Genomic DNA, 13180 nt, shown 5'->3' with positions numbered 1-13180 from the left:
ATTCGTCCCACATGGAGGGGTAAATACCCGTCGGGAGGTAAAGCTAAGACTATTATTAAACCTTATCAATAAGTTATGCAAATTAATAAATACCTGCTTACACTAGCGATCGCATTGCTACCTATGTATCTCTTTTCGCAAACCACATTTCTGCCGCTGGGTGATAAGCAGGAAATCATTTTGAACAGATTGGAAATTAAAGCGCAAAACGATTCTGCGTTAAACTTCTCAAAAACCAAACCTTATAGCCGCGAAACATATGTAGAGGTAGTGCGGCGCTTATTAAGCGGAGACTCTGCTCTAGACAATCTCACCCGCGTGGATGAATATTATATGAAAAGCCTTTTAAAAAATAATATAGAATGGCTTCCTGAAGATATAAGAGAACAATACAAAAGCAAAAAACGTGTAGGCAATACGTTTTATCAGTATCCGGCAGGTTTATTCGAAGTACATAATAAAGACTTTGACTTAGTCATTACCCCGCTGCTGAATATAGGGTATATGAAAGAAAACAGCAATGACCAGAATCTTTTTTATAATTCGAGAGGGATTGCAGTGCGCGGACGCATTGCCAAAAAAATAGGATTTAGCGCTTCAATAACCGACAATCAAGAGAGGCCAGCTACATATGTACAGGACTGGACTAGAAAGTGGGGAGCCGTTCCGGGCCAGGGGTATTATCACGATTTTAAAGCACCGGGCGGTGTTGACTATTTTGATGGGAGAGGATATATCACCTTTGGGGTAACAAAGTATATTGATGTGGCATTTGGATACGATAAAAACTTCATCGGTAATGGACAACGTAGTCTGTTTTTAAGCGATTTCAGCAATAACGCACTATTTCTGAAACTCAATACACGCATTTGGAAGTTTAACTACCAAAATCTTTTTATGGAGCTGCATTCCGATTATGTGCATAATGGTGGAGACGAGCTTATTGACAAAAAATATGCAGCAATGCATCATCTGGACATTAACCTTACCAAATGGTTGAACGTAGGAGTATTTGAAGGTGTGATTTTCGGTCGTAAAAACCGTTTTGACTTTGGATATTTGGTACCTGTAATTTTTTACCGCTCTGTAGAAAGAAACAGTGGCAGCCGCGACAATGCATTGGTAGGATTTGACTTTAAAGCCAATGTTGCCCACACCGCACAAATATATGGTCAACTATTGCTGGATGAACTAAAGATGTCCGAACTAACCTCCAGTCGTAACTGGTGGGGTAATAAATATGGATATCAGATTGGGGCTAAATATATTGATGCCTTCACAATCCCTAATCTGGATATTCAGTTAGAGTTGAACAGAGTAAGACCTTTTACCTATTCGCATAAAGACTCAGTTGCGAACTACTCGCATTATAACCAGCCGCTGGCACATCCATTGGGCGCTAATTTCAATGAGTGGATTGGTTTGGTTCGTTATCGCCCTATTCCAAAGCTCACCATCGAAGGTCGAGGTATGTTTTACACCCAGGGACGCGACAGCACTAATACAGTAAACTTCGGCAGCAATATTTTGCTTCCCTATACTATGTATCGCAATGGCGATTATGGATTTAAAGTAGGGTCAGGCTGGCGTAACCAAGCCGGTATGCTGAATCTGCTGGTAAGTTATGAGCTGAAAGAAAACCTTTATATTGAGGCAAATGGTGCCATCAGAAAACAACGGGCAACTACACCTCCCCCATTGACAGGTAAAACCAGCAGTACGATATTTAGCCTAGGACTGCGCTGGAATATGGCAAGAAGAGATTTCTTCTTTTAATTGAGGGGAATATATCACTAAAATTGGTTAAAGCAGCTACTGGGGAGGATTCCGTTCTTTTTGTTTAAATTTAAAGTTAGGAATATCAGATCACCTCTAAAACTTACAAAACATGACAGAATCAACAACCCCATTCGAGCCTCAGGGAACTCCCTCATCACCTCTTAGTTTTCCCAAATATGGAAGTTTCTGGGAGCGATTTGCAGCCATATTGATTGATATTATCATTCTAGCAGTTGCAGGGCAATTTATTTCAAGAATTTTTGCCTCACCCTCTCCGGAAGAAATAAGAGAAATCATGGAAGGTGAGGGCCTAGGTAGTGCTTTAAGAGCATCCTACTTTAGTACAGCCAGCAAAATGACTTTACTAATGCAGTGGTTGTATTTCTCGCTGATGCATTCTAGTTCTTGGCAAGCCACTTTAGGCAAAAGAGCACTAGGGTTGAAAGTTACCGGCATGAATGGTCAGCGTATTACCTTCATAAATGCTACCGGACGTTACTTTGCCAGTTATATCTCCACTATTATTCTTTTAATTGGTTATCTGATGATGTTGTGGGATGACAAAAACCAAACCTTACACGACAAACTGGCCAAAACACTGGTAGTAAAATCTAAATAATCGATAGCGAACTTATAAGAAACATAGATAACTATACTAGATAGAATAATTATTCATTTGTCGTTATATAATTCAAATAAAAAAGCTGCTCAACGTGTGAGCAGCTTTTTTTATCAAAAAGGAGGTCATTCTTATTTTTTGTCAGCATCAGCATCCTTTTTCGCTTCGGCATTTTTAGCTTCCTCATCCATTTTCTTTTTGAGGTCGGCCAGAATACCTAAGTCACCCAAAGTAGCTTTTTCTACTTTGCTTTGAATGCTTTTTACTGCTTTTTTAGTTTTTTCCGCTTCAGCACGCTCAGCTTTTTTAGCGCTTTCGCGTTCTTCGGTTTGTTCGTGCTCCCATACTCGGGTATGAGATACAACAATACGCTTTTCGTTGCGGTCAAACTCAATCACCATAAACTGATCAGTTTCATCCAGACCTAAAGATTTACCCTCCTTAGTAGCTAGATGACGGTTAGGAGCAAATCCTTCCAAGCCATAAGGCAATTGGATAATAGCACCTTTATCATCTTTACGCACTATAGTTCCTTCATGAATGCTACCAATCGCGAAGGTTTCTTGTAATGCGTTCCAAGGATCTTCTTCAAGTTGTTTGTGACCTAATTGCAGTTTACGGTTTTCTTTATCGATACCCAGAATCACCACGTCGATTTTTTCACCAACCTTGGTATACTCGCTTGGGTGATTGAAACGCTTCAACCAGCTAAGGTCGCTGATGTGAATCATTCCCCCGATACCTTGCGCCAGCTCCACAAACACACCGTAGTTGGTGATATTTTTCACCTCTCCAGTATGCTTGGTTCCTTCTGCAAATTTATTTTCGATATCGGTCCATGGATCTTCTGTCAATTGCTTGATAGAAAGACTCATCTTACGGGTTTCTTTATCGAGCGTTACGATCTTAGCTTCGTGCTCATCACCCAGTTTGAAGAAGTCTTTAGCATTGATTGGAGTGTTAGCCCAAGTGATTTCACTTACGTGAACCAGACCCTCTACTCCAGGATAGATTTCCAAGAATGCACCGTAGTCTTCGATATTAACAACCTTACCTTTTACGATGTTGCCTTCTTTGATATCTTCAGGCAATACATCCCAAGGATGCGGAGTTAATTGTTTCAGACCAAGGCTGATACGTTTTTTCTCGTCGTCGAAGTCCAGTACCACTACGTTTAATTTCTGATCTAACTTCAGTACTTCGCTCGGATGAGAAATACGTCCCCAAGAAATATCTGTGATATATAGTAAACCGTCTAAGCCACCGAGGTCCATAAATGCACCAAAGTCGGTGATGTTTTTAACGGTTCCTTCCAATACTTGACCTTTTTCCAGTTTACCGATAATTTCGGCACGCTGAGCCTCCATATCGCTTTCGATAAGCGCTTTGTGAGACACCACAGCGTTCTTAATGGTTTCGTTGATTTTAACCACTTTGAACTCCATGGTTTTACCAACGAACTGATCGTAGTCAGTAACAGGCTTAACGTCGATTTGAGAACCAGGAAGGAAGGTTTCCATTCCAAATACATCCACGATAAGACCGCCCTTAGTTTTAGAAGTAACCAAGCCGGTAACCACTTCACCAGTTTTGTTAACCTCAACAATTTTTTCCCAAGCACGAGTAGTGCGGGCTTGTTTACGGCTCAGGTTCAAGTGTCCGTCTCTGTCTTCTTTTTCAACGATCATCACCTCAACCTCATCACCTATTTTGAGGCCGGGCATATCGCGAAATTCGTTCAAAGGAACAAGTCCATCGCTTTTAAAACCAATGTTGATGACTACATCGGTCTTGGTAAGGCCTACCACAGTACCTGTTACTAACTCACCATCGTTCAACTGAACGAAAGTGCTGTCGTAAACTTTGTCGTACTTTTCTTTTTCTTCTTTTGAGTAAGAAGAAACGTGGCGCTTGTCGATACTCCAGTCAAAATCATCGTGTGCTGACTCATCAATTTCAGCTACTGGAGTTTGTGGTTTTTCAACAGGCGCAGCCGCTTGTGCGGTCTCCACAGGTGTTGTTGGTGTCGCTGCAGAAGCTTCTCCTACCGGTTCGGCAGAGCCAGCATTCTCCTGTGCATCAGCGTTTAATTGTTTAACAAAATACAAATTCATAAAAAAATCCGAAGGGTTTAAAAATTCGGACTGCAAAGGTACAAAAATCCTTCGTATAAGCCCAATATCAATATTCTAACAGATAAGTAGTTGATAATCAATAAAAATCGCTCTTAAAATGGAGCACTCCCGCAAATCATGCATCGATAAGGGCTTATACCCGCTATCTTTAAATGGCTGTAGTACCATATCGCTTATAATAAGCGATAAGCCACATCACCACCTCGTTATAGGAGGCCTTCCCTTTTGGTTGATTATTGGCTTTCAGAAAATAGCTGTATGCCTCGGCAATATAGGGCTCGATGGGGTTGCTATACTTTTGGTAAAACTCTCGACACTCCCTGATATCTTTCTGCACTAACGGATGCAGTGTTTGCAGATAGGACTGTGCACGTACAGAATCTACATAATGTAGCTCCTTGATCGCATACTGAAACATTTCAAAGTATACCGAATATTTAAAATGCTCAGAAGGATGCAAGCGACAGGCCAAGAAGCCTACAAAATTGGCTTCACTTTCTTTTGCATAACCTAACTGGTGCGCTATTTCATGGGCTGTAACAAATGGCTCCAGACATAGCGGAATGGTGGTGTTGACCTGAGCCTCTCCCGTAAAGGGATTATAATACCCCTGAAAACCGAAATAGTTGCCTATGTAGCTAAACAACGATGGTTTTACTGAATAATTTTTATACTTGAGAAAAGGATATTGCTTTTCGGCAATTGTGTACATCTGCGGCGCACTCTTAAACAAATTGCGCTTTGATTTAAAAGAATCTCTTATTGCAGGAGTGATCTGAGATGCATGATGATTCAGTCGAGTATGAAGCAAATGCACTAAAGTATCCAGATCGTTATACGCATATTTTTTTTCTTCGAGGTTTAATTGCGAGGCTATTCCCTGACGAGAATAATTAAGTCCCCACAAACCGTAAAACGCAACAAATATTAATGCCCAGAAAAAAATCACCCTTACCACCCCTCTTCGAAATGTACTTCTTGAGATACGGCGTTTGTAAAACGCCTTGAGCCCTTTAATACAAATAATAAAAATGCTCAATAATACGAGAACATAGAAAATATCACCTATACTAAATGGCACCCATCCCAATAGAACTCTTTGCACACGAGCGATAAAAGGATATACACCGTAAGTGTAGATCGTCTCCACCCATGAAGGTTTTATGGAAAGAACCTTTATTGCTACCACCAGCAATATCAAAACCAACCATCGAACACTTTTGCGCTGTTTATAATTCATGCCCTTTCTACTGAAAACTATAACAAGAATATTACACCTAGTGGAGAACTTTTGTTTAGTGAAATACCGCTGAACTGCAGTTAGCAATACGGATATTTATGGTATACAATAGTATCAAAAAGTTATTATAGCTCAAATTCAAGTATCGTCTCCTCTTCTAATAAAAAGTTTTCGAAAATGGAGAGTTTTCCTTTTCGAATGGTAATATCATAATACACATATACTTTATCTCCTTTTGCGGCCAGTTTAATTTCATCCACCTTTAACAGTGCCGACTTCATTTTCGCAACTAAGGTATTGCGCAAATGGGCCTGTTCTTTCGCAAGACAAATCATCAGCATTCTGGTACGCTTATAACTGGGAACAATTCTATTAATAATACTACCGAAATGAATAACCAAAAAGGCCGTAACTAAAAATATGAAAGCAAGATATGCCTGTCCAAATCCTATTGACATCCCTACGGCACTGGATACCCATATTACACTCGCTGTAGTTAATCCGCTTACTGTTACACCATCTTTAAAAATGACCCCAGCACCCAAAAATCCAATACCACTTACGATATATGAGGCAATACGAGTCGCTTCCTGATTGGGTTGTCCCATTCTGTAAGATACAATAGCAAAAAGCGCAGACCCTAGCGTGATTAATGTAATCGTTCTAAGGCCTGCGGCTTTATCCTTAAGTTCTCTTTCAAGTCCTAATACAACACCTGCACCCAGTGCAATAAGGGCTTTATAAAGGTCATCGATATGGAAATATTCAAACACAACCTAAATTTAGCAAAAGCATTGCTATTTTGAGCACTCTATTACTCACTAAACAATTCCTGCTGGGGCGACTCATTCTCCTTCACCTCTATCCACTCCATGGTAACGCTTTTGTTATAGTCCGTCAATTTGGCTCCTACGGCTTTCCAACCCATCACATCGGTCACCTTGGCCAACTTAAACTTAGCTTTTCTAACCTGTTCACCACGGCCACTTTGCACCAGCAATATCGGGTCGTTGGCAGTGGTAACACACTCTACATAGTTACCCTCTCCCTCTTTAATGAAGAAGAATTTATTGCGCAATGTAGAGGTTTCTATTTTGAAACGCTTTACATTAAACTGCAGCTGCTTCATATCCACATACACCGCAGTGATGATTTTCTCAGGATCAAAGCGCTCGATAAGCATCACTTTTTCGGGATCAAATTTCTGAATCAGCTCCTGGTCGGTTACCTCGTAATATCCATCGCTATAAATCACCAGTATTTGATCATCGGGCTCAAACACCCCCAGGTAGGTACCTTTTTCTTCGGTGTTCAGACGACCGAATTTATCATCAAACCACAGTTTTCTTCCGATCAGGGTAGCTTTTCCAGCCTCCTTAAATTTAACAGATTTTATAGGGTACTTGGTAACCTGATTGCCGATACTGCTGCGACCTTTGATGGCAATCTCCTCGAAATAAAAATCGAATTCCTTAATACGCGCAGTACAATTAGGACTTAAAAGCACTTTTACCACTTCAGCTTCTCCATTGGGATTGGCTGAGAAATAATGAACACGGCTTTTATCGTCACCTTTAGTGAGATCGTATTCCTTATCGCGAGTAACGCTGGTGACGTTAAATCGCTTTGCATAGCTAACGCCCGTCTTACCATCCACATAAATCATATTGTAAGTGGTACGATCATCATTTTTATGAAACACAGCAGCATGAATAATGTCCTTCCCTACAAACACTTTATCGGCCACTTTTACCACTTTCATAATACCACGCTTGGTAAATACGATGATATCGTCCAGATCCGAACATTCAAATAAAAACTCATCTTTTCTAAGACTGGTACCGATAAATCCTCCGGACCTGTCCATATATAGCTTAGTATTCGCAATGGAAACTTGCTTAGCTTCGATTACTTCAAACTGCTTAATTTCTGTTCTTCTTTCGCGACCCTTACCATATTTTTTTAGCAAGCCCTCATAGTAAGCGATGGCATATTCTACTAGATGCTCCAAGTCATATTTCACTTGCTTTATCTCGGATTCCAGTTCCTTAATCTGGGCATCCAACTCATCAATATCCAGTTTATAGATACGGCGTACCGGTTTTTCGGTAAGCTTCAGGATATCCTCGCGGGTTACTTCGCGTTTCAGTTTCTTTTTGAAAGGCTCGAATGCTTTATCAATGGCATTGATGACTTTCTCCCACGACTCGTGTTTTTTCTCCAACTCTTTATATATCTTCTCCTCAAAGAAGATTTTTTCCAAAGAGGTATAATGCCATTTATCATTAAGCTCGTTCAGCTTGATATGTAGCTCTTTCTGCAGCAGGTTTTTGGTATTGTCTACGGAGATGCGCAATAAATCATGCACCGAAAGGAACTTCGGTTTCATATCTACGATCACACAAGCGTTAGGCGAAATGGAAATTTCGCAGTTGGTAAATTTGTAAAGCGCATCTATGGTTATATCCGAAGAAATACCAGGAGCTAAGTCAACTTGTATTTCAACGTTGGCCGCAGTATTATCGGTTACTTTTTTGATTTTTATCTTCCCCTGATCATTGGCTTTGATAATAGAATCAATCAACTGATCAGTGGTAACTCCGTAAGGTACGCTTTTTATTACCAGTGTTTTCTTGTCTACCTCTTCTATATGGGCCCGTACTTTAACCCTACCACCTCTCTTACCTTCGTTGTAGTCGGTCACATCAATCATCCCTCCGGTCTGAAAATCGGGATAAAGCACAAATTTCTTCCCCTTCAGATACTTGATGGAAGCATCAATCAGCTCACAGAAGTTGTGCGGAAGGATTTTGGTAGAAAGTCCCACAGCGATACCTTCTGCTCCTTGAGCCAACAACAAAGGAAATTTCACCGGAAGTGTTATAGGCTCTTTATTACGTCCGTCATAGCTCAACTGCCACTCGGTGGTTTTAGGATTAAAAACAACCTCCAGTGCAAACTTGCTCAGACGCGCCTCAATATACCTTGATGCAGCTGCATCATCACCGGTTTCAACATTACCCCAGTTACCCTGTGTATCAATAAGCAAATTCTTTTGCCCCATGTTAACGAGCGCATCCCTAATACTCATGTCTCCATGAGGATGGAAGGCCATCGCCTGCCCCACAATATTTGCCACTTTATGTAGACGGCCATCGTCCATTTCCTTCATAGCATGAAGGATACGACGCTGTACGGGCTTTAACCCGTCTTCTACAGCCGGTACTGCACGCTCCAATATTACATAAGAAGCGTAGTCGAGAAACCATGTTTTAAACTGCCCCTGTATACCGGAGCCTTCACTATGTTCGATATTGTCTTTAGTCTTTTCTTTCATCTTTTTTATCAGCCGCTTTTAAGCTATCGTTTTTACAATTCACTTATATCGTCTGAGCCAGAGGTGTTACCTAGGGCTTTATTTCCAATCATACCCAGATGTGTATAGGCAAATCCTTTATTATACTTCAGTCCATATCCAAAGATCCTATCCATGGCCGCATGCCCAAACAACACTATGCCTATTTGCTGCGTGAGTACATCATTCAGATATATACCCATCACAAAAATGGCCAGCGCTATGCCTTTATGATGAAACACATTGTAGACAGCAGCTCCTACGCTGTTATTTACCATATAGCCTAACATGCCGATATCCGGACCTATTAATAATAATAAATACCAATACCAGGACGCGTTGGCGTTCCATAACAAGAACAGGCTTATTAACAGCATGGCCAGTTCTTCCAGCTTAATCAAGACTTTCATTACTAAAGGCTTTCTGTTTGCGCAGTGTTCTCAACTGCCTGTTTATTATTTCCCAACAGTTTAATGTTGAAGGATTTCCAGTCTTTGTTTAAATCACCTTCAGCAAGAAGTCTACCCTCTTCTATCAAAGTCTTTACTCGCCACATTAAAAACACATCGCTGGTTTTGACTTTCATTCTATTCAAGGTGTTTTGCAATACGCGTGAAGCTTTTTGCCATTCGCCCGTAATATTCTTTAAGATCTCCGCGTCATAATAATCTTCGCCCTTACTGATAATTTTTTTACCACCCTCCAGAATGCGTACCATAGCATTTTCTTGAGTAAGCTTGAGCCACTCATCGGGGTCTACTTCATATTCACTAAGCGTAATGGGTCTCGCCAGCTTCTTTGCTTTTAAAAATTCTGACGGTTGAATTTCGTACAACCATGAAGGATAAAAAATATTTCCTTTTTCGTTAATGAACGGAAGATTATTCATATACAGAATCATCACCCTCCCCTGAAACTCACGCAGCTGGGGCATTAGCCAATAGTAGCCGCACACATCGTGTTGATTCTGCCCCATCCATATCCATGCCTCTTCTTCCGGGTTCTCCTGCAGCATCTTTATCAAATTGTGCACTGTCAGCTTATCATCAACCATATTCAACTGGTCTTTGTAGGGGGAATGCTCTAACAGAGCGTTCCACCAATCGCGACGTTGCTGATAGCCTTCTGTTTCGTAAATGGAAGCAATCGGTCCCACCGAATAGTCATCCTTTATCTGAATTACCGGACCGGCAAGCGTTTCATCCAACTCCTGCACTTTTTGCATCAACGCTACTTCGGCCTCATTAAAAACTATATGTATCATCCACTATGTATAATTGAGGATTAAGAATATGATTTATTAATCATCCACCCGCACCAATTCTTCTTCTTTATTGAGCTCGATAACAAGATTATCGATAATAAACTCCTGACGTTCCGCAGTATTTTTACCCATGTAGTATTCCAGCAACTGATGAATATGGTCGCCTTGTTCCAAACGCATAGGCGATTTACGCATGTCAGGGCCAATAAACTGAGCGAATTCATCTGGGCTTATCTCACCCAAACCTTTGAATCGGGTCACTTCTGGTTTTCCTGAAAGTTTTTTAATCGCAGCATTTTTCTCTGCTTCATTGTAGCAATAAATGGTTTCTTTCTTATCACGCACACGGAACAGCGGAGTTTCTAACACATATACTTTTCCTAGTTTTACCAAGTCGGGGAAAAACTGCAGGAAGAAGGTCATTATTAGTAGACGAATGTGCATTCCGTCCACATCAGCATCGGTAGCAATCACAATATTATTGTATCGTAGTCCTTCCAACCCTTCTTCAATATTTAGAGCGTGCTGCAGCAGATTGAACTCTTCATTCTCATATACCACTTTTTTAGTCAGCCCGAAACAGTTCAATGGTTTTCCGCGTAGACTAAACACTGCTTGTGTTTCCACATTGCGAGCTTTAGTAATAGAACCACTCGCACTATCCCCCTCGGTAATAAAAATAGTAGTTTCGGACTGCTTGCTGATAAACTCCTCTTTATTTCTAGCTGGGGGGTCGTCATTCAGGTGAATGCGGCAATCGCGCAGCTTTCTATTGTGCAGGTTGGCTTTCTTGGCTCTTTCATTCGCCAGTTTTTTAATTCCCGCCAGCTCTTTTCTTTCCCGCTCGCTTTGCTCAATACGCTTCTTAAGTGCATCGGCAGTAGTAGGGTTTTTATGCAAATAGTTATCCAGCTCGCGCGATAGGAAATCTCCTACAAACTGGCGCATACTGGGACCATTCACATCGACGTTCTGCGAGCCCAGCTTGGTTTTAGTCTGACTTTCGAACACCGGCTCTACTACTCTTACACTTATTGCAGCCACTATACCTGTGCGGATATCAGCCGTATCATAATCTTTTTTATAAAAGTCGCGTACTGTTTTTACAAATGCCTCACGAAATGCCTGCTGGTGCGTCCCTCCCTGTGTGGTATACTGACCGTTTACAAAACTGTATAGTTCCTCGCCATAATCGTTGCCATGCGTAATGGCCACTTCGATGTCATCGCCTTTTAAATGAATGATGGGATAACGAATTTCATCAGGATTGGTTTTGCGCTCCAGCAAATCGCGAAGGCCGTGTTTACTTATATATGTTTTACCGTTAAAAACAATTTTCAAACCCGCATTCAGGAAGCAATAGTTCCATATCAGATTTTCGATAAACTCATGATGGAATTTAAAGTTCCTGAAGATAGTATCATCGGGAATGAATGTTACAGTAGTACCATTAGGCTCGGATGTTTTACCCTCTTTATGCTCGGTAATCAATACGCCACGTTCAAATTCTGCAACTTTTTCTTTTTTATCCCGAACCGATGCCACTTTGAAATAAGTACTCAAAGCATTTACCGCCTTGGTACCTACTCCGTTTAATCCTACAGATTTCTGGAACGCGCGGCTATCGTATTTTGCTCCCGTGTTAATTTTGCTTACAACATCAACCACTTTACCCAAGGGAATTCCACGGCCATAATCGCGTACGGTTACCGTTCTACCTTCTATAGTAAGTTCGATGGTTTTGCCATAGCCCATGGTATATTCATCGATACAGTTATCGATGACTTCCTTTACCAGTACATAAATACCATCATCCGGACTACTACCATCGCCCAATTTACCGATATACATCCCCGGTCTGAGGCGGATATGCTCCTTCCAGTCCAGACTTTTTATACTGTCCTCATCGTAATCGCTTCCCGGTGTAATAACTTTTTCCTTTGCCATTGATTAGTTCCTTTTTCTCCTCGTACCTAAAGGAGCGTGTTCGAAAATAGATGCAGTCCCTTCCGATGCATAGTCATAAGAAATAAGATGTTAACCTCTCATGCTGCAGCATTTAAGTGCCTCTGCATCGGATTCAGAAGTATGTATTTCACCTCCTGAGTCACGCAAATATAATAAAACTCAATACCTGGCAATATTTGAGAGTTATACACAATATGTGAAGAAAAATGCTTTATTATTCCTTAAAAACCTCTTGGACATGCCTGTCTGGGACAAATACGACTCTTGATATGATACGTTTTTTTTAAAAACTCAAAGATGAAGACCGCTCGCTATTTCGTCATCAAAACCTAAGTTTGCCACAGATTTATTGTTTATGAAACTATTTCAACCTCGTCATCATTTACTTTTACTCACTTCAGCATTATTTTTTATTGCCGCGTTTTTTACCCTAAAAAAAACATTAGACGTGCACATGAATCAAACCACCTATGTGGTTTCGTTTGCCCGTATTTTCATGTTCTGTGCCGTTTATCTGTCCATATTATGGCTGTTGTATACTTATACTTATTCCATGATTGGCTCTAAAAGGATTTATCATTTCCATATTGTGCTCACCATACTGCTTTTCGTTATTATTATCATCACTGCATTGTGGAGTAATCAATGGATAGAGGCTTATAGCGGTCAAGATTTTATTAAGAAAGCTACCCTTTCGGCAGAAACAGGACAATTTGTAGTAGGCGCACTACTTACGCTTGTTACCGCACAATTACTAGTGCCTATTAATCTGATTATGGGTTGGTTTAAAAACCGGAAGCGCAAGGCTTCATCCCGATAA

General features: G+C 40.8%; 10 protein-coding genes. 3 read left to right on the top strand and 7 right to left on the bottom strand.

Annotated features, from left to right (window positions below):
• Positions 1-75 precede the first annotated feature (75 nt).
• Both V2H41_RS03045 and V2H41_RS03040 read left to right on the top strand, forming a co-directional pair.
• Complete coding sequence (locus V2H41_RS03045) at positions 76-1776, top strand: capsule assembly Wzi family protein (protein WP_330973648.1); 1701 nt, start codon at positions 76-78, stop codon at positions 1774-1776.
• A gap of 112 nt (positions 1777-1888) precedes the next feature.
• Positions 1889-2398, top strand: a complete 510-nt coding sequence (locus tag V2H41_RS03040; protein ID WP_330973647.1) for an RDD family protein — start codon at positions 1889-1891, stop codon at positions 2396-2398.
• Positions 2399-2529: 131 nt separating this feature from the next.
• Here the strand turns inward: V2H41_RS03040 and rpsA are convergent, their stop codons facing one another.
• The 7 genes from rpsA to V2H41_RS03005 form a co-directional block, all read right to left on the bottom strand.
• Positions 2530-4512 carry a 30S ribosomal protein S1 gene (rpsA, locus tag V2H41_RS03035; protein WP_330973646.1) on the bottom strand — a complete coding sequence of 661 codons (1983 nt, stop codon included), beginning with the start codon at positions 4510-4512 and terminating at the stop codon, positions 2530-2532.
• Between the two features lie 169 nt (positions 4513-4681).
• Positions 4682-5773 carry a DUF3810 domain-containing protein gene (locus V2H41_RS03030; protein WP_330973645.1) on the bottom strand — a complete coding sequence of 364 codons (1092 nt, stop codon included), beginning with the start codon at positions 5771-5773 and terminating at the stop codon, positions 4682-4684.
• Between the two features lie 125 nt (positions 5774-5898).
• A complete protein-coding gene (locus tag V2H41_RS03025; RefSeq protein WP_330973644.1) occupies positions 5899-6546 on the bottom strand; it encodes an MgtC/SapB family protein in 648 nt (215 codons plus the stop codon).
• A gap of 41 nt (positions 6547-6587) precedes the next feature.
• A complete protein-coding gene (locus tag V2H41_RS03020; protein ID WP_330973643.1) occupies positions 6588-9110 on the bottom strand; it encodes a DNA gyrase/topoisomerase IV subunit A in 2523 nt (840 codons plus the stop codon).
• 32 nt (positions 9111-9142) lie between these two features.
• Positions 9143-9538: a DUF4260 domain-containing protein gene (locus V2H41_RS03015; RefSeq protein WP_330973642.1), complete on the bottom strand. Its 396-nt coding sequence runs from the start codon at positions 9536-9538 to the stop codon at positions 9143-9145.
• Between the two features lie 2 nt (positions 9539-9540).
• A complete protein-coding gene (locus V2H41_RS03010; RefSeq protein WP_330973641.1) occupies positions 9541-10392 on the bottom strand; it encodes a DUF1835 domain-containing protein in 852 nt (283 codons plus the stop codon).
• 36 nt (positions 10393-10428) lie between these two features.
• Entirely contained in the window at positions 10429-12339 is a 1911-nt protein-coding gene (locus V2H41_RS03005; protein WP_330973640.1) for a DNA topoisomerase IV subunit B, read from the bottom strand.
• A gap of 475 nt (positions 12340-12814) precedes the next feature.
• On the opposite strand from V2H41_RS03005, the gene V2H41_RS03000 reads away from it, so the two are divergent.
• Positions 12815-13180: a hypothetical protein gene (locus tag V2H41_RS03000; RefSeq protein WP_330973639.1), complete on the top strand. Its 366-nt coding sequence runs from the start codon at positions 12815-12817 to the stop codon at positions 13178-13180.

The organism is Niabella digestorum, assembly GCF_036409055.1.
GTDB lineage: Bacteria > Bacteroidota > Bacteroidia > Chitinophagales > Chitinophagaceae > Niabella > Niabella composti.
The sequence above is the reverse complement of the archived record's forward strand: the minus strand, read 5'-3'. Positions and strand labels throughout refer to the sequence as shown.